The sequence below is a fragment of the Gottfriedia sp. ABJ_BB2_2 genome (assembly GCF_055484705.1).
Genome location: NZ_JBVFKR010000009.1, coordinates 113640 through 133924, shown reverse-complemented (window position 1 = coordinate 133924; position 20285 = coordinate 113640). Strand labels below are relative to the sequence as shown.

The window sequence follows — 20285 nt, the reverse complement described above, 5'->3', positions numbered from 1 at the left end:
ACGCCGCCAGCGTTCGTCCTGAGCCAGGATCAAACTCTCCATAATAGTTAAGTTTAAATCTTGTATTGCTCAAAAAACTAATAATTGACGTTTTACTTCATGTTTTGTTTAGTTTTCAAAGTTCACTTTGTCGCGTCATTGGCGACTTTCTTATATTAACATCTCTTTGTTTGAGAGTCAACATCATTTTCGAAGTATTTTTTATAACTTCTTTTCGTTATTTCGCCGCACCATCTTGGCGACGTATATTAATATAACATCATGTTCTTTTCATGACAAGTCTTTTTTTACTATTTTTTTTTAAAAAAGCTAAAAAATATATATTTAATAAAGGAAGAGTAATAAGAGATGTCGAATTACGCATAAACTATATAGAAAAAGGAGTTTTCATTATGGAGCTACATCCAGACATTCTTATTAAATTACTCATTTCAGCCATGTTAGGTTCCATTATTGGACTAGAAAGAGAATTAAAAAGAAAACCACTTGGATTAAAGACATGTCTTGTAATTTCTATCATGAGCTGTCTATTAACAATTGTTTCAATCAGTTCGGCTTATAATTTTCCAAGTAGCGATTACTTAAATATCACAATGGATCCATTACGATTGCCTGCACAAATTGTATCAGGGATTGGATTTGTCGGTGCAGGAGTAATCTTGCGTAGAGGTAACGATACAATTGCAGGTTTAACGACAGCTGCTATGATTTGGGGCGCATCTGGAATTGGTATTATCGTAGGGGCAGGTTTTTACCTAGAGGCATTAGCTGGCGTTGGCTTACTTATTATAAGTGTTGAACTAATTCCATATTTAATTAGTAAACTAGGACCAAAAAGATTAAAAGAAAGAGACATCATTTTAAAAATGATTGTTAATGGAATTGAAAACATTAATACTGTAATTGATCAAATAAATGCACAAGAAATTACAGTAAAAAATATTAAAATAAAAGGATTAAGTAATGACGAGCATTATGTACAAATGAAGCTTTTAGTTTTTAATAAACGTAGAACTACTGAAATCTATTATGATATTGAACAAATCGAGAACGTGCGAGGAATTGAAATAGAGAGTATTTAATGGTGATAAACTTACATTTTATTGGTAAAAATATGTGTTACGAGATAGTGATGGAGGAATGCATTTGAAAGTATTTCGTAACACACCTACTTATTTTAAATCCTATACTCTTTTAAAAGTTACACTTATCTTAATTACACTAATTGTTGTATTCGGTATCATCATACACTTTGCAGAACCATTTACTTTTCCAACAGTTTGGGATGGACTTTGGTGGTCACTAGTAACAACATTTACAGTTGGCTATGGTGATTATGTACCTTTCTCCCCTGTCGGTCGTTTTTTTGCAGTAATCTTAATTCTACTAGGTACAGGGCTAGGATCATATTACATGATTTCTTTTTCGGCACAGGCTTTTCGAAATCAGGATGCCGATTTCAAAGGAACGCTAACATTTTCTAAAAAAAATCACATCGTAATCGTTGGATGGAATGAACGAGTGAAGAATGTCATAAAACAATTACGTGAAACGTCAAACTCTACTCAAATTGTACTCATCGATGAAAGTTTAGAGCTATTACCTCCTGATTTAGAAAAAGTACATTTTGTTAAAGGGAGCGCAGCAAGTGATACTATTTTAGAAAAAGCAAATTTAAGATTAGCGCACACCATTTTAATTACAGCAGACCAAAATAAGAATGAACATGATGCCGACATGCAAACAATCTTAACAATCATTGCAGCTAAGGGTGTGAAACCATCGATTCATTGCATAGCTGAAATCTTAACAAAAAATCAAGTTATCAATGCTACTCGAGCTGGAGCAGATGAAATTATTGAAGTAAATTTACTAACATCATTTGTCATGGCAGGTTCAATCGTACATAAAGGGTATTCAGATGTACTACTTAAATTATCAAACCAACTTGAAAATTTTACTGTTAAAATCATTGAAGTAGATCAGCACATGATTGGCCAATTCTTTTATGACATTGTAGTAGAAGAGATGAACAAGGACAAAATCATTATTGGAGTTGTCAGAAGTAAAAACACGATGATTAGACCCGAGAATACGCTAAAGATTGAAGAAAAAGACCTTCTAATTGCCCTAGTTTAAATGATCTACATACACAAAAAAGAGCCATTTCAAATGAGGATGGCTCTTTTTCTTCTTATAATAAGTACGATTCAACTGATTTAAGAATCTCTCTACCCTTTTTCTGATACTTTCCTGGTACATTTGCATCTGCTTCAATTGGTTCTTGAAACTGATTCATCGATGCTGTTGCATTTCCTTCTATACCAATATTATCATCTAAACCTTTATTATAAACATGTGTTAGTAAGTATGGTGTTTTAAATTGAATAACCGCACCATCCATATCCAATGAACCAGACGATACCTTAAAAGGTAATCGCAAATATTGATAACCATGGTCATTTGCCATTAATAAATCAAAACTACCATGATCGAAATCCCAGTTGGGTCCAATTACAAACCCATGACTTTTTAATTTTTCTTCAATATGGTTCAGTACAAACGTTTGATTTTCTAATTTTGATTCTAAAGGATACATTCTTTTTTCTCCTCCTTTTTAAAGATAGTATTTTCCAATAAACTAAAAACATGAACGTTAAATTAAAGCAAATATTGAATAACTTATCACTTTTCGAAGAAAGAAAATAAAAAACCGTCGTTAAAAAATTAACAACGGTTTTTTCATATTATTTTAAACGCTCTTCTAATTGCATTTTTAATTCTTCAAATCCAGGTTTACCTAAAAGTGCAAACATATTTTTCTTGTACGCTTCTACACCTGGCTGATCAAACGGATTAACACCTAATAAGTATCCGCTCATCGCACAAGCTAACTCAAAGAAATATACTGTGTAACCAAAAGTATATTCATCTAACTTAGGTAAATTGACAACTAAACTTGGTACGCCACCATCAGCATGCGCTAAAATTGTGCCTTCAAAAGCTTTTTTGTTAACAAAATCCACAGATTTACCTGCTAGATAATTTAAACCATCTGAATCATTATCTTCAAGTTCAATCGTTAATTCATGACGAGCACTCTCAACATTAATGACTGTTTCAAACAAATCACGACGACCTTCTTGAATATATTGTCCTAATGAATGTAAATCAGTTGAGAAATTTGCAGAAGATGGGAAAATTCCTTTTTGATCTTTTCCTTCACTTTCACCAAACAGCTGCTTCCACCATTCACCAAAATATTGAAGTGAAGGCTCATAATTTACAAGCATCTCAATTGTTTTACCTTTGCTATATAAAACGTTACGTACAACTGCATATTGATACGCTTGATTATCTTCTAGCTCAGAAGAATTATATTCATTTAGTGCACTTTGAGCACCTTTCATCATTTGTTCAATATCTAATCCAGCTGCAGCAATTGGTAATAACCCTACTGCTGTTAATACAGAATATCTTCCGCCAACATCATCTGGAATGACAAATGTTTCATATCCTTTTTCATCTGCTACTGTTTTTAATGCACCTCTAGCTTTATCTGTTGTTGCATAGATACGCGCTTTTGCTTCGTCCGCTCCATATTTATCTTCTAATAATTTTCTAAAGATACGGAATGCAATTGCAGGCTCAGTAGTTGTACCTGATTTCGATATAACATTTATTGAAAAATCTTTGTCTTTTAACAGTTCAATTAAATCATGCATGTATGTAGAACTAATATTATTACCAACGAAGAAAACTTGTGGAGCTTTTCTTTCTTCCTTCGAAGTTATATTGAAAAATGAATTTTGAAGCATTTCAATTGCTGCACGAGCTCCCAAATATGAACCACCGATTCCAATGACTAAAAGGACATCTGAATCTGATTTAATTTTATTCGCAGCTTTTTGGATACGAGAAAACTCTTCTTGATCATATTCGTTCGGTAAGTCTACCCAACCTAAATAGTCATTTCCAGCACCTGTTTTTTCATGAATCGTATGATGAAATAATTTTACAGCATCTCTCAAATATGTAAGTTCATGTTCTTGAAAAAATGATTTCGCTTTTGAGTAATCAAATTTGATATGAGAAGTCATTTGAAACCTCCTAAAATAATTTATACTTTACAATGTACCGAAATATAATATTCAAAGCAAGTATCTACTCTTAAATATTTGTGAATTTATTAACATTCACTTCCATAGGTAGTGCAATTTATTTTTTCCTTCATTACATAATCTCAAAAAAATGAGAGAAAATATGTTAGAAGGTAATGAAAAAGGAGGTAAACTTTAATGAGTACTCTACAACGAATTGCACTTATCTTCACAATTATTGGAGCAATCAATTGGGGGTTAATTGGTTTTTTCCAATTTGACTTAGTTGCTGCTATTTTTGGCGGAGCAGATTCTGCCTTTGCTCGAATAATATACGGTATCGTTGGTATTTCAGGTTTAATTAACCTCGGCTTGTTATTTAAACCTTCTGAAGAGCTAGGTACACACCCTGAAACAAACGATATTTAATGAATACATTTATAAATTAAAAAGGAAGGGAAATCCCTTCCTTTTTAATTTGTCATATTCTCTTTTTTCATTTCAACATGGATCCATTCATTTAACTTTTTGTGCAATGTGCTAAACCCATCTGGTTTTAATTCTCTTAACAGCCTTGCCGCATGTTTTAAATTCTCATCACCATTTATCCCTTGATCAAGACTTGCTCCTTTTAAAGATAAACTGATTTTCCCGGTCATCTCGTCAATAGAAAGTACACGTACATTCACTGTTTGCCCAACAGATATATAATCTCGAATATCACGAACATAGCCATTTATAATTTCGGATATATGTACTAGTCCTTGTGTTTGGTGATCAAGTGATATAAAGGCACCATACGTCTGAATTCCAGTTACTTTTCCAGTGTAGACTTTCCCAATATTGTAGTTTTGTGCCATTAAAAACACTCCTATTTTCGTTCAATCCAAATAAATTTTAGCACACACAGTCCAACTTTAAAAGCAACTACATAAACACTTCATGGCACTTTTCAAATAAATTTTTTATTTACCCTTATTGTATTATAGTCATTTTAAAGGTTGGGCTATATCTATTATTTTAAAAAATTCCCTTCTCTATTTAGAATTGACGAAAAACTAAAAAAATAAAAGCGTTGAATATGGAGGATGTAATTTTAGAATCAACATTACCTTTCTCAGTTCACTATTTGTTGAAAAGGCTTGCTACACGTCCAATAGATAAGTGGAGTGTAACAATCTTTTTTCTGTACCTTTTAAAAAAGCATTTTCTCCTTTCATTTGGACATAATAATCCAAAATCTAAGAAAGGAGTTTTAGATGATGAGTCATTCTGAAACAATACAATCCACTTATAAGGTCTTTGGACTGGATGTCTATTATGAACTATATGGGTATCAAAATATCGATAAGAAAGATTCAAAGGTATTTGTATGTATCCACGGGTTTTTATCATCATGTTTTAGCTTCCGCAGACTAATACCTTTTATTGCAAAGGATCATATTGTGCTTGTTATTGATTTACCTCCGTTTGGTAAAAGTGGAAAGCATCTTAATTTTACTTACTCTTACGATAATTTTGCTAATGTGGTTATTTCACTCGTAGATCATCTAAAGCTAAATAAAGTCAACTTAGTAGGACATTCTATGGGTGGACAAATATGCCTTTATGTAGCAAAGAAGAAACCTGAATTTGTAAATAAAGTGGTTTTACTTTGTAGCTCGGGGTATTTAGGTAAAGCAAACCCTCATTTAATACTTTCATCTTATTTCCCTTTTTTCCATTTATACGTAAAGAGAACCATAACAAAGCAAGGAATAATGAATTCATTAAATTCAGTTGTTCATAATCAAAATTTAATTGATGAAGAAATGATAAACGGCTACAAGGAACCTTTTTTACGTGATGAAATTTTTAGAGCGTTAACAAAAATGATACGGGATCGTGAAGGAGACTTGAGTCCAACTGATTTGCAAAACATCTCAGTTCCAACCCTTCTAATTTGGGGTGAAAAAGATAAGGTTGTACCGTTAGAAATCGGAAAAAGACTTCATCAAGATTTAAAACAATCGATTTTAGTCACTTATCCTGAAGCAGGTCACTTAATTCCAGAAGAAATTCCGGAGCATATTTATGATCGAATCGCTAATTTTGTTTAAACTACAATGATTTAACAAAAAAACAAACCTGCAGCAAATTTGCTACAGGTTTGTTTACATTTCATATAAAGGCAAAGTTATAGTTGTTTTTAATCCTTTACCCTCGATGTTCATAAATGTGATGTCCCCATCATGTTGTTCAATAATTTGTTTAACGATCGCTAAGCCTAGGCCTGTTCCACCTTCATTTCTAGATCTTGCTTTATCTACTCTATAAAAACGTTCACCTAAATGAGAAATTTCCGCTTCTGGAACGCCTTTACCTTCATCTAAAATTTCTAGTACGACCTTTTTATTTTGTTTTAATGTAATCGTAATGGATTTACCAAATGGTGTATAACGAATTGAATTATCCAGTAAATTGTGAATAACCTGTTGAAAACGATCTGGGTCAACACTCGCAATGATTGTTTCGTCTAAGTGTTTATACACATTTATGTTTTTATCTTTCAATATCTGTGTATAAGTTTCAAGTGTATCTTCAATTAGTTGGGCAAGTACATTTGGCTCTTGTCTTAAAGGGATATTATGACCATCTAAAGTTGCTAAATCTAATAAATCTCGAACGAGTCTTTGCATGCGGCCAGCTTCCTTTTGAATGATGCTAACGTATTTCATTTGCTGCTCTGGTTTCACTACTCCATCAAGAATCGCTTCACTATAGCCTTTAACATAACTAAGCGGAGTTCTTAATTCATGCGAAACGTTCGCCAAAAATTCTTTTCTATTTTCATCTTCTTTTTGTAAAGACTCTGACATTGAGTTAAATGCGATAGCTAGTTTCCCAACTTCATCCCCACTATCATGTTTGATTCGTTCAGTATAATCACCATTGGCCATTTTATATGAAATTTGTTCCATTCGTGACAATGGTTTAATCATTTGCTGAATGATTCTCCTACCAATGATTAGTACGATTACTGCAAATAATAATGCACTACCAAAAAAGATCCACTTCGATTGCTGAATTAAATCGGTAATACTTCTTAAAGGCAAATGTAAATAGATAATTCCTTCAAGTTTTTCTTTTTTCACAACAGGTACAACTACTCCAATAATTTGACGTTTAAATCTTTCTTCAAAACCTGTTTTTGTAATGACCTTCCCTTGTAATAATGTCTCTCTATCATCTTCAGTAATAAATGACTGGTGACTTACATTATAAGGAATACAAGCACTTAAATCTCGAGGATTACTCACAAATAATACGTTTGCATTTGATACTTTATCAAAATCTGAAACGAATTTCTCAAACTCCTTTATATTACTCTCGTGAAACTGTTTTACTATATTTTTACCTTCTTGAATCAAAGTAGATCGTACATATGAAACATACAATTGTTTATATGCAAATTGAAACATAAGAAAAAAGAAGATGGTTGTACAAATGACGATAATACAGATTGTTAACCATAGCTTTTGTAAAAATGAAAATGAATAGATGATGTTTTTCATCCGTTCATCCCAAACTTATATCCTACACCCCAAACAGTAGAAATATAATCCGCATCTTGTCCAAGCTTAATTCTTAAAGTTTTAATATGAGTATCAACCGTTCGAGCAGTTCCAAAATAGTCGATACCCCACACCTTTTCTAAAATTTGTTCACGACTGAAAACATAATCTTGATGTTTACTAAAAAAAAGCAGTAAATCATATTCTTTTAACGTAAGTGATAATTCTTTGTTTGTGACAAAAACACTTCTAGCTTTTTCGTTAATTTCGATGTTCCCTATTTTTAATAAAGAAGAACCCTCGGCATGATTTTTGGTTCTTCTAAGAACAGCTTCTACTCTTGCAATTAACTCTCCTGGACTAAATGGTTTTACAATATAATCATCTGCTCCCATTTTTAACCCATTCACTTTATCCCATTCTTCCCCTTTTGCAGTTAGAAAAATGACAGGAACTTCATGTGTTTCTCTTATTTTTTTACAAAGAGTCCATCCATCCATAATGGGCATCATAATATCTAATATTAATAGTTCATAGTTACATTGATTGATTAATTTTAAGGCGTCTTCTCCATTGTTTGCCTGATTCCAACTGTACCCACTATTCTCTAAATACATTCCAACCAATTGGCAAATTTCTTGTTCATCATCTACGATTAATATTTTTCTTTCACTCATTGATGATTACCCTCTCTTAATAATAATTGAAAAGGCCCTCTTCCCACAGCAGCTTCTTTATTGATCTTCATTGTTGAGGTATTAATTTCATACAATTTGTTTAAATCATAACTCGCCACATAAGCTGAATGTTGGTATCCTATAGCTGAATACGGATTAGAACCTACTTCTAGAAATTCTTTCTGATTTGTTATGTCCGGATTTAACTTATAAATTTGATTCGTTCCGTGAGCTATCGTAAACACGCCATCTTTATTTTGAAAGAATGAAATTGGCATCAAAGGTGTATGAAGGGCTTTTTTAAATTCACCACTATCTGTAGAAAAAATTCTCACATCTTCGTTTTCTACTTCACCGTTTCCGTGTCCCCCAATATAAAGCTCGGAAGAATCATCATTTAAATATAATCCATTTGATGTTAATGGCACTTCGATTATTTGATCTATTTTTAAGTTTTCTAGATTAATTCCTATTACTCTTTTTTCATTAAATAGACTCACAAATAACTTATGATGAATTGGATCTTCAATCATTGAAATAGGATTATTACCTACTTTTACTTTTTTTTCTACTTTTCCTTTCAAGTTAAAAAACGTAACTGTATTTTCTTCCCCATTAGAAACCGCAATCATGTTTTTACTATTTAAGGAAAGCATATTGGTAATCCCTTTTTCACTATGCCAACTATTCAATTTTTCCCCAGATGAAAGTTGATACAAATCAATTATTGGATCCTCAGGATGAAAAACAGCTATTACCTTCCCATGATTTAGTAAGGCTGCTCCACTCACATCTCTATTTAATTCCCAATCAGTTACCTTTTTTAAGTTTTTTTGATTTAAAAATGTTAAACTACCTACTTTTTTATTTACTGAAATAATTAAATCCTTATTATCACTAATCGCATCTAATTTATGATTCATACAACTTGAAAGCATGAGGCTACAAAATAGTGCAATTATAAAAATCCATACTTTCTTCAAACCAATCACCACCGTTACTCAACCTTCCTAAAAAAGAAGCTATCCTTATTAAAATCTATAGTTAAAGGATAGCATTAGTCTATTATTTAGTTAACAGTTACTTCTTTTTCAATATGATCGTGTAGCTCACCTTTTTCAACATGTACTTTGATAAAATTCTTTCCGTTTGTCTTGAAAGTATATTTAACTTCGTATTCACCAGGTGATACTTCTTTTGCATCAGTGTAATCATGTTTACCATTTGCGTCTTTCCATGTTTCAATACGTACATTTGCCTTGTCTAAAGCTTCACCTTCATCCGTTTGAAGATGAATTGTATATAAATTCTCTTTATTTACTTGAATCTTTTCTGTTCCCATTAAATGAATCATTACCTCACCGTGATGATGCCCTTCTGTATGAGCACTATGGTCATCTTTTGTACTGTTTGTGCTGTTGCTATTGCTATCAGTCGAAGATGCTTCAGTAACTTTAAAGTCTTTTTTAGGCATTGAATGTTGATCCCTAGCTGTTATATGAGCAACAACGTAAAAATCTCCTGGCTCAGTAAATTTATATTTCGCTGAGTAAATGCCATCAGCACCGTTTTCTGCTTCAAGCATGGCTATACTATCTTCGCCTTGCTTACCGATTTCGAATTGAACTTCATCTGCATCGGCAACCACTTTTTTATTTTGGGTAACTTCCGCTCGGAACGTTATCTCTTTGTTCACATTTATATCAGATGTTGGTAAAAGAATTGAAACATCTAATGGCTTCTCAACTGCTTGCTCTTGTTCTTTTCCATTTGAGCAGCCTACAGTAATCATCATACATGTAATTAATACACTTAGAACTTTTTTCATATGTATTGCCTCCTAAATTTCTTCCATAAAAAGATTAACAGATAAATGTGATGAAAATGTGATATAGCATTCAAAAAAAAGAGACCTTATATAGTAAGTCTCCATTTTAAAAGAATTTATTCATTTCAGCTTGCAAAGTACAATAGACTGATTGAAACGCTCGTCAACAGTCTAAAAAGAATTTATTCATTTGCCTTGTTTTTTTCATCGATTTCCATTAATCGTTTTTCTTCTTTTGAAGATGCTCTTTTAATAAAATAAAATGTTACAAAGGCACCAATCATAAAAATGATTAGAGAAATTACAGCAGGTATATACTCTGTTTTATCCTCTGGAAAATATAAGAATTCCATCATAGCTCGATCACTCCCACTGCCAATTATACTTATTTATCCTACATAAGCATAGTAATAACCAAAATAAAAACCAATTGATTGATGTTCAATTGGTTTTTAGTAAGATGATATTCTTTTTTTGAATGAAGAAAAGTCAACGATATCACCAATAGTAGCAGGCGCTGGCTTCTTCATATATTGTTTATCTTTTTCTACTAATTTAAAAATGTGATAAGTTGTTAGCGCATCATCTAAAGCTTTATGATGATTTCCTGTTCCATCTTTTCCATATTCTTTCATTGCATTCCATAGACCTGTTTGATTTTGATTACCAAAAAAGGTCTTATATTCTAGACAAAGGTCTCTTAGTTCCCCTTTTATAGGAAATGGAATATTAGCAGCATCACAATTATGCTTTAGTACTCTCATATCCATGTTTCCCCAAGTAATAACGGTCGTTTTGAATTGACTAGTTGCTTCATGTAGTTTTTCTGCAAGTTCCTTCAGCTGAATACCTTGATCAACATTTTTTTGTGAAATATTTAAAAATCTTTTACATCTTGAGGATAAGGTCGGAAATTGTATTGGTTTCACAAATGAGGAATAGGTCTGGTTGATTTCTTCATTAACGACACTTACAAAACCTACTTCAATAATTTCAGGATAGAATTTTATTCCCTTTGATCGACCATCTGGCATTGTAAATTCAAAATCAAGAAACAAGAACTGCTCTTTCATTTCCTCACCTCCTGAAAAATAAATATTTTCTGATTTTTTACTATTGTCTTATATGCTAAGTGAATATTCAAGTCTGATATCCATTTTTTCAAATATTTGCTTATTAAATTAATACAGCAGCATTGTGTAAAAAATAACAAAGAGTGACCATCAAAATGAAATTTCATGTTAAAATAATATACGTTCGTTTAAATATTATTTATCGAATAAAAAAATACGAAAGTATATAGAGGGCTATTATGAGAAAAATTCTAGGTTTTATCTTTATTATAATAAGCTTTCTTGTCTTTTATTTCACATCTGAGAAAGCCTTGTTGGCATACGAGAACTCCAAAAATATTCCGAAGAAAACAGTTGAAGAACTACCGGTCATTTCATTGTCGCAAAATAGTATTTTTTACGACCGAAATAACAAACCTTTTTACATTCCAGGTTCTGGTGAGAATAGAATTAATTTAAAAAGTAGTGAAATTCCTCAACTAGTTAAAGATATTTTTATTTCAACAGAAGATCGATACTTTTATTCTCACAAAGGGGTAGATCTTTTTGGTGTCGCAAGGGCAATGATGGTAAATGTCTCGAATAGTGGAATAGAACAAGGAGCTAGTACAATTACACAGCAGCTTGCTCGTAATCTATATTTAACGCATGAACGATCAGTTGAACGAAAAGTAAAAGAAATTGAAATTTCACTTCAACTAGAAAAGCAATTTTCTAAAGATCAAATTTTAACAATGTACATCAATACTATTTACTTTGCAAATCGCAATTATGGAATTGAAGCTGCAAGTAAAGCATACTTCAGTAAATCAGTAAAAGATTTAAGCTTAGCTCAAACTGCTTTTGTTTGTACAATTCCGAATAACCCAACTCTGTATGATCCATTTAAAAATTTTGATCATTCAAAGAAACGTCAAGAAAGAATTCTTGGTATTCTAAAAGAACAAGGAATTATAACTGCTAAGCAATATAATGTTGCAATTAAAGAAAAAATTAAGTTAAAAACTGATAGTAGAGTACAAGAATATCCAGACTATTATTCTTATGTAGATTATGAATTAAAGAAAATACTTTCTGGAAGAAAAGGTAAATTCCTAACTTCTAAATTAACAACTGCACAACAAGCTGAATTAAGAAAGCTTAAGACTATTGATGAAAGAGTCACTTATTTACAAAACCAAGGATTAAGTATCTATACGAGTTTAAATCCATATGTACAAGAAGCGACTGTAAAAGCTGTAAACCAAGGTACCTTATCAACTAATACTGACGGAGCAGCTGTCGTCATCAGAAATAATAGTCATGAAATTATAGCCCTTTCTGGTGGTAGAAACTATGAATCTCAAAATCTAAATAGAGCGTATCAAGATTTTAGACAACCAGGTTCTACGATTAAGCCGTTACTTGTGTATGCACCATATATTGACTATCTAGGTGCAACGCCGGATACAAAAGTAAGTGCTGATGAATATTGTAAAGGTACTTATTGTCCAAAGAATGATAGCGGAAAAGAATATGGGGATGTTTCCTTACGAACTGCAATGCAGAATTCATATAATACAGCAGCAGTTCGATTATATGAACAACTTTCACCAAATGTTGCTTATCGTTATTTAGACAAATATAAATTCGAAAAAATATCAGCTAAAGACCGATACGAGTATGGCCGTGCTCTTGGTGGATACGATGTTGGTATGTCTCCACTAGAAATGACTAGTGCTTATACAACATTCGGCAATGATGGCGTGTATTATGAAAATAGTGCGATTCAACGAATCACTTTGAGAGATGGTACAGTGGTTTATGAAAATAATCCGTCCTCAGTTAGAGTGTATAGTTCAAATACGACTAATACAATGAGAAGCATGTTACACTCTGTTGTACAAAATGGTACTGCACGACGTATCAATATGCCTTTAGATTATATGGGTGGTAAAACTGGTACGACAAATGATAATACGAATTTATGGTTTATGGGATTAACTTCAAATTATACAATTGGAACTTGGATTGGTAATAAACGACCGAACCAACCAATCCCTAAAAATTACACTGTTCCACCTCCGCAAATTATTTGGAGAGACATTGTACAAGATACAAACTTAAAATAATTCAAAAAAAGTAGCACTTTTGACAAATATCAAAAGTGCTACTTTTTTATTTACAGATATCATTTTAAAATGGTAACGCAGTGATAAATTCAGCAAATAATGTAAAGTAAGCATAGATCACACCACTTCCAATTACCGACCAAATCGCTAATTGGAAAATGATAAAACCAATCATACCAAGTACTGTAAAATTAGCAGATTGCTTAATAAGAAATAAAATAATAAATGCAATAATCGTTACTAGAAGAACAATTGCAATATACAATAATGAGCTATTTAAGAAAACTGCTAATAATCCACCTAAAATAAAAACATATGAGAATTTTTTACTTGCTAATAAGTCAATCCCCTCACGATCCTTTGAGAAGAAAAGTAAGGCAAACTGCCAAAATAAATCCGTAATTAATTTCAACCCACATAAAACTAAAAAGATAATAAATGAAATACCTAAAAATGTTAATATTCTAATTTCCTTTTCAGGCATAATATCAGTTAATGGTTGAAGAATACCTGATACTGATAAGAAGTTTATAGTCAATTGGAATAAATTCAATGTAATGGCGACTGTAAACAAAATAATAGATAAAAACGCAAAGTAACTTGTGTAATAAATATTTTTCATTAAATGTCTCCTTTCTTATCTACTTAAGGAAAAAATCCCTTTTGTAGAGGATGTCTCGCGTTACTTATGAAATCGTTTATACACAACAGTAACTATTTTACCATAAGTTTAAACAATTTTAGACTTGTTTCTTTTAATTCTTTATTCAAAAAAGTATAAAAAAGAAAAAGGACACTGTTTCACATAATGTGAAAAGCATCCTTCAGATTACTATTTACGCTTATCTTTAATAGCAACTGTGCATCTTGATATACAGATTAACTGTTCATCTTCACCGTAAATTTTAATATCCCAAACCATTGTTGTTTTTCCAGTATGTACAGCAGTACCAACCGCAGTGACAAAGCCTTCACGTACTGAACGCAAATGATTTGCATTAATTTCAAGCCCAAATGCTAGTTGATTTTCTTGATCAATCATAGAGAAAGTACCAACGCTTGCAACTGATTCTGCTAACGCCACTGATGCACCACCATGTAAGTAACCAAATGGCTGATGTACATTTTCTGTTACTTCCATCTTCATTACAACTTTACCTTCTTCTACTGATTCAATCGTCATGCCCAATGCCTTCATTAAAGTCATTCTATCTTCCATTACTTCTCCGCCTCTCATGTTCTCACTCCTATCATACTGCTCTTTCTCTCTTATTAAAAATAATTCACTTACAATAAGTTCTACATAATGAACTTTATTTCCTTTACATAATAAATCCCTCCAACTCTTTACAGTTAGAGGGATTATTTCATTAATACACACCGTCAAATCTTTTTTCAGCGTAAGCCTTTAAATCATTCATTTGTTTTGTTAAAATTCGGTTTGAAAACCAACTAAAAAGGAATCCCATCAACTTTGCCATCGAAGAATACATTTCTACTTTGCACTCGAAATCTAAGCGGGTTTGATTTGTTTCGACCGAAGAAAATCGATAATAAACATCAACTTGAAAAGTTGAGTGCTTTAAACGGATTCCAAGCTCATTTGGTCGATTATACGATAGGACTTCTCCATTGTATTCCTGAATTTTCCCACCTTCTTTTAAGCATTGGATAAACTTTTTACCAACAGGATTATCGAAATCGAAATCATCCTCATAAATATTTTCTACAAAGCCTTCCATCCATTTTTTAATATGTTCGTCAGAATTCACTACTTCAAAAACAGTATTGATTGGTGCTTTAATTACTTGGCTATGAACTGTTTTTTTCATAATTATCATTCTCCATCCAAATTAATTCCTCGATTGTTGTCTAAATACTTGCACTGAATTTTGCTCATTTAAAACCTTTAAATCAGTTTCAGTAAACTTTCCTGATCCTTTTTTAATGACATAGACAGTTAATCTCTTCTTTCCCCAATGCTCAAAAACATCTCCTACAGTATGATAATACAAATCCAAATGATTTCCTTTTACCGCTGCACCTTTATCAGCTACAACACCATATCCATAGCCCGGAATAAATAATATTGTTCCGATTGGAAATACATTTAAATCCGCTGCGATTGTTGAAAATACGTCCCGTTTAACCCCTACACCTGAATACGTAATTCCATAAGAATGATCGCTTGGATTCTTACCTGTTGATTCCTTTCCAGCAGTGTAGCCTGTTGCAGTTACAGTTATTTGCTTATAGCTACTCCAGTTTGTATTCTTTTCAATATTTTTCACAATAGTTGCCATTGTTTTTTCGTTAATGATTGGTTTTAAACCTTCCTCTGCATAAACATGATGAAGTTGTGCAGATTGATTAAGCCACTTCGTAAAATTCACTAATTGTGCATTAGATACGATTTTAGCAGTTGAGACTAATGCAAGAATGAATAATATAGTAATGATCAATTGACTAAACAATTTTTTATTTATACGCAATGAAACATTTCACTCCTTTTCATTCTTTCATCATTCCCAAAAATAAAAAAAATATAAAAAAAACTTCCTCATTAATGAGAAAGTTAAAACATTTGATATCCATTTTTTCTTAAACTTAGAATGACTACACCGGACATAATAGCTCCAACTAAGCCACTTGATAAAATAACTACATCACCCATACCAACTGCTAATAAATTTGATTTTAATATCGAAAATGCATCTGCAGTTTGTGTAAAATATTTCGTTGTATTAATTTTATCTACAATCATCACAATAATAATTGGATAAATAACAACCATGAACCAAGTTGTCCTAAACAGCATATTTGCTAAAAAACCAATTCCAAAAGCTAAGACAAAAAATAGTAAAATTGAAATTAGTAAAACTGGAATACTCATTCCCATCTAAAACACCCCACAATTATTCTACTTACAGTGTAAAACCTTCTGTTCTTAACGTCAATTTTTTGTATATTCTTAATCATTTGATAAAATGATATGTAGTATACTGAAATTGATCTCCTGGGTTTAATCCATCATGTACAGCCATTGGTTCATTTGGTGGATTTTGTATTAAATATTTGATTAATAATGAAGAGGCTGGATCTTCTAGCAATTCTTGTTCTGAGATAAATTTGGCATCTGATAGTTCTTTTTCTTGGATCGTAATATTCGTATCGTTCGCTTGTAACAGGAAAATTAACATATTATCACTTATCTCTTCACGAATTACACCCGTTCTTACCCCTATTAAGCCAATACATGAAGCTTTTACACCTGTTTCCTCTATTACCTCTCTTAAAACAGCCTGATCGACTGTCTCACCTTCTTTTACAAAGCCAGCCGGTAAAGACCAAAGATCCTTAAGTCCACTATACTTTTTCTTTACAACTAACCATCTACCGGCAGAATCTTTTACTAAACCTGCAACAGCTAACCATACATTACCTCTTTTACTCATTGCATTGATACCACCTTTTCTACAAAGAAAAAGCCCGACTACTGTCGAGCTTTCAGACTATTGACTAACGCTCGCTAATTTCGTTGCTTGGCGTGCTTGTAGTGCATCCTACTACCATTATAAGCCTTACACCTCGATAGACAAGTGTTTTCATTCAGTTTAAGCATCTTTATTTTGTAATTTCTACACAAGAAAAGCCCGACTATTGTCGAGCTTTATTATCTTAAAGTAGATTTAATTTACCTTTTTTAAGAACTAGCATTGGGCCACCAAGTACGAATAAGTAACGGTTATCAATTACTTTTTTCATAAATGAAGCTTTCCAACCAGTTAATTTTTTGCCGAATACTACACCAATTGCATCATCATGTCCTAATGAACATACAGTACCTTTAATATCTGGAGTGAATTCTTCTAGCTCGCCTTTTCCACGAACTAATACTGCTAAGTTGTGTGCAACATTAAAACCTTGTTGGATTGCAATTTGTGCTGTTGGTGGGTATGGACGGTTATTCACTTCATCAATTAATAAAGCAGAATCACCTACGATAAATACATCGTCATATCCTGGAACACGCATATCTTTTGTAACTTTTACACGTCCACGCATTGCTTCAAAGCCAGCTTGCTCAACTAAAGCATTACCACGAACACCTGCAGCCCATACTACTGTTGCAGATTTAATTTCTTCTGTTTCTTCACCTTTAGCAACGATGATACCTTCTTCAGTACATTCTTTAATAGCCGTTCCAATTTTGAACTCAACGCCTTTTTTCTCTAATTGAGATACAGCGTAGTCAACTAACTCTGGATCAAAACCAGGTAATACCATCGGAGCAGCCTCAACACATACGATACGTACTAAATCACGGTCGATATCATATTCCTTGCATAATTCAGGCATACGGTTTGCTAATTCACCAACAAACTCAATACCAGTAAATCCAGCGCCACCAACGATGATTGTTAATAACTCATCACGTTTTTCAGCTGGCGTGTTATGATATTTTGAAAAACTATAGTCAATATGCTCACGAATTTGACGTGCAGCATTAATACTTGCAATTGAAAATGCATGTTCTTTTAATCCTTTGATTCCGAAAGTTTCCGATTCGAAACCAAGTCCAATTACTAAATAGTCATAATTTAATTCACCATGGGCAAGAACAACTTTCTTATCTTCTGGTTTAATTTCAGTTACTGTATCTTGAATGAAGTTAATTTTACTTGGATTAATTACATCTTTAATATCTAAACGAGTACGGTCATGGTGTAATGTACCTGCTGCATTTTCATGTAACCATGTAGTTTGGTAATGGTAGCTATTTTTATTTACTAAAGTAATTTCTGCCTCATTTGCAGATAATGTTTTTTGAAGTCGAGTTGCAGTAATGATACCACCGTACCCAGCTCCAAGGATTACAATCTTAGGCTTATTCATGATACTAACCATCCTTTTAATTATATTAAGTACTTTCCTACTGTTACCTAAACGAGGTAACTTAGTACAATAGTGAGCAAACTTTTCTATGCAACATAACTTAGTACATTAGTGAGCAAACTATTATATAGGGAAATTTGTCAAATTATTTCGTAATAATTGTCACAAAATGTTAACAATTAGCCTATTACAATATTAAAGTTTTTTCTTAAAGATTTCAAGTATAAACTAAACGCTTGAATTCTCAAAACATTAAGTCTTATTATTTAGAAAATTTACTTTCGATTACGTATTTTTAAATTTAACATTTGAAAAATTTCTATACCACTTTTATTCGCTTTTTTTCTTATATCTCTATAAAATATGATATTATTCTATAGAAGACATGCGTTAATGCATATATACACAAGGGGGATATTCCGTTTATGAAAGACGAAAAAGTATATGATATTACAATTATTGGTGGAGGACCAATTGGTTTATTCACTGCTTTTTATGGTGGAATGAGACAAGCAAGTGTAAAAATTATTGAAAGCTTACCACAACTAGGTGGGCAATTATCAGCACTTTACCCTGAAAAATATATTTATGATGTTGCAGGTTTTCCAAAAGTTCGTGCTCAAGAATTAATCGATAACTTAAAAGAGCAAATGAAAAAATTTGAACCAACTGTATGCTTAGAGCAATCTGTACAACAAATTACAAAAAATGATGATGGCGTATTCCATTTAGTTTGTAATGATGGCTTTGAACATTATACAAAAGCAATCATCATTACTGCTGGAAATGGTGCATTCCAACCACGTAAGTTAGAAATCCCTGGTTCAGAACGTTTTGAAAAAGCAAACTTACATTACTTCGTAGATGATATGAACAAATTTGCTGGCAAACGAGTAGTTGTATTTGGCGGTGGTGACTCTGCAGTAGACTGGTCATTAATGTTAGAACCAATCGCAGAAAAAGTAACACTAATTCACCGTCGTGATAAATTTAGAGCTCATGAACACAGCGTAGAAAACTTAATGAACTCAAAAGTTGAAGTAAAAACTCCTTGGGTTCCTGTTGAAATCATTGGTACTGATCGAATCGAAAAAGTAGTTCTTCAAAATGCAAAAACTGAAGAGCGCGAAGAAATCGAAATCGACGATGTAATTGTAAATTACGGTTTCGTATCTTCATTAGGTCCAATTAAAGATTGGGGCTTAACAATTGAAAAAAATAATATCGTTGTTAATTCTCGCATGGAAACAAATATTCAAGGTATTTATGCTGCTGGTGATATTTGTACTTATGATGGAAAAGTAAAACTTATTGCATCTGGATTTGGTGAAGCTCCTACGGCTATCAATAATGCAAAAGCATATATTGATCCAAGTGCAAAATTACAACCAGGTCACAGCTCATCAATGTTCTAAAATAGAGTACATCAGACTGTCCATACAGGTGGGCAGTCTTTTTTCCCCTTGTATGTGATGTACTGAACATATGATACCATACTTAGTGAAAAACTTCACAACAAAATACAAACCTAAATAATTGATTACACTATATAATAGTATCAATTTAGAAAAATGATTCGTTATTTTAACTATATTTTGTAAAAATATTAACAATCTATTTTCTCATCAAAAAAAACCTTCCTAAAGTAGTCGTAACTAATTAAGAAGGTTTTTTCTATTAACACTCTTCAGGCGTACCTGCGTTCGTAGCAGTTCTGAAGCTTGAACCACATCCACATGATGCAATTGCATTTGGGTTTTCTATTGTAAATCCGCCACCAAGTAAGGATTCTTTAAAGTCAATTACCACACCTTTTAAGATTGGTGCACTTTCATTATCAATTAAAAATTTAATATTTTGGAATTCTAGTTCAGTATCGTTCTCATTTTTTTCAGGATCGAATCCTAGACCATATGAAAGTCCAGAACAGCCGCCACCTTTTACACCTAAACGTACATAAACGTTTTGATCTTCTTCATTTTCAATCATTTCTTTGATTTTTAATCCTGCTTGTTCAGTCACTGTAATCATACAAATTCACTCCTC

General features: G+C 32.3%; 23 protein-coding genes. 6 read left to right on the top strand and 17 right to left on the bottom strand.

Annotation, left to right across the window (positions count from 1 at the left end; translation table 11 throughout):
* Positions 1-392 precede the first annotated feature (392 nt).
* Positions 393-1082, top strand: coding sequence for an MgtC/SapB family protein (locus tag ACX6U0_RS17515; RefSeq protein WP_464961152.1), 690 nt, complete (start codon positions 393-395; stop codon positions 1080-1082).
* 64 nt (positions 1083-1146) lie between these two features.
* Positions 1147-2139 (top strand): potassium channel family protein, encoded by a 993-nt coding sequence (locus ACX6U0_RS17510; RefSeq protein ID WP_464961151.1) that lies wholly within the window; start codon positions 1147-1149, stop codon positions 2137-2139.
* A gap of 55 nt (positions 2140-2194) precedes the next feature.
* Here ACX6U0_RS17510 and ACX6U0_RS17505 read toward each other — a convergent pair whose 3' ends face one another.
* Together ACX6U0_RS17505 and ACX6U0_RS17500 are read right to left on the bottom strand one after the other, a co-directional pair.
* Complete coding sequence (locus ACX6U0_RS17505) at positions 2195-2599, bottom strand: YugN-like family protein (RefSeq protein ID WP_464961150.1); 405 nt, start codon at positions 2597-2599, stop codon at positions 2195-2197.
* Positions 2600-2747: 148 nt separating this feature from the next.
* Positions 2748-4100 (bottom strand): glucose-6-phosphate isomerase, encoded by a 1353-nt coding sequence (locus tag ACX6U0_RS17500; RefSeq protein WP_464961149.1) that lies wholly within the window; start codon positions 4098-4100, stop codon positions 2748-2750.
* A gap of 198 nt (positions 4101-4298) precedes the next feature.
* Here ACX6U0_RS17500 and ACX6U0_RS17495 point away from each other — a divergent pair, with 198 nt between their 5' ends.
* Positions 4299-4529, top strand: coding sequence for a DUF378 domain-containing protein (locus ACX6U0_RS17495; RefSeq protein WP_107901554.1), 231 nt, complete (start codon positions 4299-4301; stop codon positions 4527-4529).
* Between the two features lie 44 nt (positions 4530-4573).
* Here ACX6U0_RS17495 and ACX6U0_RS17490 read toward each other — a convergent pair whose 3' ends face one another.
* A complete protein-coding gene (locus tag ACX6U0_RS17490) occupies positions 4574-4960 on the bottom strand; it encodes a CvfD/Ygs/GSP13 family RNA-binding post-transcriptional regulator (protein WP_088000481.1) in 387 nt (128 codons plus the stop codon).
* Between the two features lie 402 nt (positions 4961-5362).
* Between ACX6U0_RS17490 and ACX6U0_RS17485 the strand changes: the two genes are divergently transcribed.
* Positions 5363-6199, top strand: a complete 837-nt coding sequence (locus tag ACX6U0_RS17485; protein WP_464961148.1) for an alpha/beta fold hydrolase — start codon at positions 5363-5365, stop codon at positions 6197-6199.
* 54 nt (positions 6200-6253) lie between these two features.
* Here the strand turns inward: ACX6U0_RS17485 and ACX6U0_RS17480 are convergent, their stop codons facing one another.
* The 6 genes from ACX6U0_RS17480 to kapD form a co-directional block, all read right to left on the bottom strand.
* Positions 6254-7654, bottom strand: coding sequence for a sensor histidine kinase (locus tag ACX6U0_RS17480; protein ID WP_464961147.1), 1401 nt, complete (start codon positions 7652-7654; stop codon positions 6254-6256).
* Positions 7651-8331 (bottom strand): response regulator transcription factor, encoded by a 681-nt coding sequence (locus ACX6U0_RS17475; protein ID WP_464961146.1) that lies wholly within the window; start codon positions 8329-8331, stop codon positions 7651-7653. The genes ACX6U0_RS17480 and ACX6U0_RS17475 overlap by 4 nt, the downstream gene beginning before the upstream one ends.
* Complete coding sequence (locus ACX6U0_RS17470; protein ID WP_464961145.1) at positions 8328-9314, bottom strand: YncE family protein; 987 nt, start codon at positions 9312-9314, stop codon at positions 8328-8330. Before ACX6U0_RS17470 ends, ACX6U0_RS17475 begins: the two co-directional genes overlap by 4 nt.
* 86 nt (positions 9315-9400) lie before the next feature.
* The gene (locus tag ACX6U0_RS17465; protein ID WP_464961144.1) at positions 9401-10159 is read right to left on the bottom strand and encodes a FixH family protein; all 759 of its coding nucleotides are present in this window, start codon (positions 10157-10159) and stop codon (positions 9401-9403) included.
* A 182-nt stretch (positions 10160-10341) separates the two neighbouring features.
* Positions 10342-10515, bottom strand: coding sequence for a hypothetical protein (locus tag ACX6U0_RS17460; protein ID WP_464961143.1), 174 nt, complete (start codon positions 10513-10515; stop codon positions 10342-10344).
* A gap of 96 nt (positions 10516-10611) precedes the next feature.
* Positions 10612-11232, bottom strand: coding sequence for a 3'-5' exonuclease KapD (gene kapD, locus ACX6U0_RS17455; RefSeq protein WP_464961142.1), 621 nt, complete (start codon positions 11230-11232; stop codon positions 10612-10614).
* Between the two features lie 239 nt (positions 11233-11471).
* On the opposite strand from kapD, the gene ACX6U0_RS17450 reads away from it, so the two are divergent.
* On the top strand, positions 11472-13343 hold the full coding sequence (locus ACX6U0_RS17450) for a transglycosylase domain-containing protein (protein ID WP_464961141.1): 1872 nt from the start codon (positions 11472-11474) through the stop codon (positions 13341-13343).
* A gap of 64 nt (positions 13344-13407) precedes the next feature.
* Here ACX6U0_RS17450 and ACX6U0_RS17445 read toward each other — a convergent pair whose 3' ends face one another.
* From ACX6U0_RS17445 to ACX6U0_RS17415, 7 genes are all read right to left on the bottom strand, one after another.
* A complete protein-coding gene (locus ACX6U0_RS17445; RefSeq protein WP_464961140.1) occupies positions 13408-13965 on the bottom strand; it encodes a DUF5366 family protein in 558 nt (185 codons plus the stop codon).
* A gap of 210 nt (positions 13966-14175) precedes the next feature.
* Positions 14176-14550, bottom strand: coding sequence for a PaaI family thioesterase (locus ACX6U0_RS17440; RefSeq protein ID WP_464961161.1), 375 nt, complete (start codon positions 14548-14550; stop codon positions 14176-14178).
* 163 nt (positions 14551-14713) lie between these two features.
* Entirely contained in the window at positions 14714-15175 is a 462-nt protein-coding gene (locus ACX6U0_RS17435; protein ID WP_464961139.1) for an SRPBCC family protein, read from the bottom strand.
* Positions 15176-15196: 21 nt separating this feature from the next.
* Positions 15197-15835, bottom strand: coding sequence for a 3D domain-containing protein (locus tag ACX6U0_RS17430; protein WP_464961138.1), 639 nt, complete (start codon positions 15833-15835; stop codon positions 15197-15199).
* 83 nt (positions 15836-15918) lie between these two features.
* Positions 15919-16236, bottom strand: coding sequence for a YuiB family protein (locus ACX6U0_RS17425; RefSeq protein WP_464961160.1), 318 nt, complete (start codon positions 16234-16236; stop codon positions 15919-15921).
* Between the two features lie 82 nt (positions 16237-16318).
* Entirely contained in the window at positions 16319-16798 is a 480-nt protein-coding gene (locus ACX6U0_RS17420) for an NUDIX domain-containing protein (RefSeq protein WP_464961137.1), read from the bottom strand.
* A gap of 223 nt (positions 16799-17021) precedes the next feature.
* Complete coding sequence (locus ACX6U0_RS17415) at positions 17022-18239, bottom strand: NAD(P)/FAD-dependent oxidoreductase (RefSeq protein ID WP_464961136.1); 1218 nt, start codon at positions 18237-18239, stop codon at positions 17022-17024.
* Positions 18240-18664: 425 nt separating this feature from the next.
* On the opposite strand from ACX6U0_RS17415, the gene ACX6U0_RS17410 reads away from it, so the two are divergent.
* Entirely contained in the window at positions 18665-19654 is a 990-nt protein-coding gene (locus tag ACX6U0_RS17410; RefSeq protein ID WP_464961135.1) for an NAD(P)/FAD-dependent oxidoreductase, read from the top strand.
* Between the two features lie 262 nt (positions 19655-19916).
* Here the strand turns inward: ACX6U0_RS17410 and ACX6U0_RS17405 are convergent, their stop codons facing one another.
* A complete protein-coding gene (locus tag ACX6U0_RS17405) occupies positions 19917-20270 on the bottom strand; it encodes a HesB/IscA family protein (protein WP_464961134.1) in 354 nt (117 codons plus the stop codon).
* Positions 20271-20285: the final 15 nt, after the last annotated feature.

What these genes read in the sequence shown, in the direction of transcription:
- ACX6U0_RS17515 (WP_464961152.1), top strand. Translation starts at nt 393, where the DNA reads ATGGAGCTACATCCAGACATTCTTATTAAATTACTCATTTCAGCCATG.
- ACX6U0_RS17505 (WP_464961150.1), bottom strand. Translation starts at nt 2,599, where the DNA reads ATGTATCCTTTAGAATCAAAATTAGAAAATCAAACGTTTGTACTGAAC.
- ACX6U0_RS17500 (WP_464961149.1), bottom strand. Translation starts at nt 4,100, where the DNA reads ATGACTTCTCATATCAAATTTGATTACTCAAAAGCGAAATCATTTTTT.
- ACX6U0_RS17495 (WP_107901554.1), top strand. Translation starts at nt 4,299, where the DNA reads ATGAGTACTCTACAACGAATTGCACTTATCTTCACAATTATTGGAGCA.
- ACX6U0_RS17490 (WP_088000481.1), bottom strand. Translation starts at nt 4,960, where the DNA reads ATGGCACAAAACTACAATATTGGGAAAGTCTACACTGGAAAAGTAACT.
- ACX6U0_RS17485 (WP_464961148.1), top strand. Translation starts at nt 5,363, where the DNA reads ATGAGTCATTCTGAAACAATACAATCCACTTATAAGGTCTTTGGACTG.
- ACX6U0_RS17480 (WP_464961147.1), bottom strand. Translation starts at nt 7,654, where the DNA reads ATGAAAAACATCATCTATTCATTTTCATTTTTACAAAAGCTATGGTTA.
- ACX6U0_RS17475 (WP_464961146.1), bottom strand. Translation starts at nt 8,331, where the DNA reads ATGAGTGAAAGAAAAATATTAATCGTAGATGATGAACAAGAAATTTGC.
- ACX6U0_RS17465 (WP_464961144.1), bottom strand. Translation starts at nt 10,159, where the DNA reads ATGAAAAAAGTTCTAAGTGTATTAATTACATGTATGATGATTACTGTA.
- ACX6U0_RS17460 (WP_464961143.1), bottom strand. Translation starts at nt 10,515, where the DNA reads ATGATGGAATTCTTATATTTTCCAGAGGATAAAACAGAGTATATACCT.
- kapD (WP_464961142.1), bottom strand. Translation starts at nt 11,232, where the DNA reads ATGAAAGAGCAGTTCTTGTTTCTTGATTTTGAATTTACAATGCCAGAT.
- ACX6U0_RS17450 (WP_464961141.1), top strand. Translation starts at nt 11,472, where the DNA reads ATGAGAAAAATTCTAGGTTTTATCTTTATTATAATAAGCTTTCTTGTC.
- ACX6U0_RS17445 (WP_464961140.1), bottom strand. Translation starts at nt 13,965, where the DNA reads ATGAAAAATATTTATTACACAAGTTACTTTGCGTTTTTATCTATTATT.
- ACX6U0_RS17440 (WP_464961161.1), bottom strand. Translation starts at nt 14,550, where the DNA reads ATGACTTTAATGAAGGCATTGGGCATGACGATTGAATCAGTAGAAGAA.
- ACX6U0_RS17435 (WP_464961139.1), bottom strand. Translation starts at nt 15,175, where the DNA reads ATGAAAAAAACAGTTCATAGCCAAGTAATTAAAGCACCAATCAATACT.
- ACX6U0_RS17425 (WP_464961160.1), bottom strand. Translation starts at nt 16,236, where the DNA reads ATGAGTATTCCAGTTTTACTAATTTCAATTTTACTATTTTTTGTCTTA.
- ACX6U0_RS17420 (WP_464961137.1), bottom strand. Translation starts at nt 16,798, where the DNA reads ATGAGTAAAAGAGGTAATGTATGGTTAGCTGTTGCAGGTTTAGTAAAA.
- ACX6U0_RS17415 (WP_464961136.1), bottom strand. Translation starts at nt 18,239, where the DNA reads ATGAATAAGCCTAAGATTGTAATCCTTGGAGCTGGGTACGGTGGTATC.
- ACX6U0_RS17410 (WP_464961135.1), top strand. Translation starts at nt 18,665, where the DNA reads ATGAAAGACGAAAAAGTATATGATATTACAATTATTGGTGGAGGACCA.
- ACX6U0_RS17405 (WP_464961134.1), bottom strand. Translation starts at nt 20,270, where the DNA reads ATGATTACAGTGACTGAACAAGCAGGATTAAAAATCAAAGAAATGATT.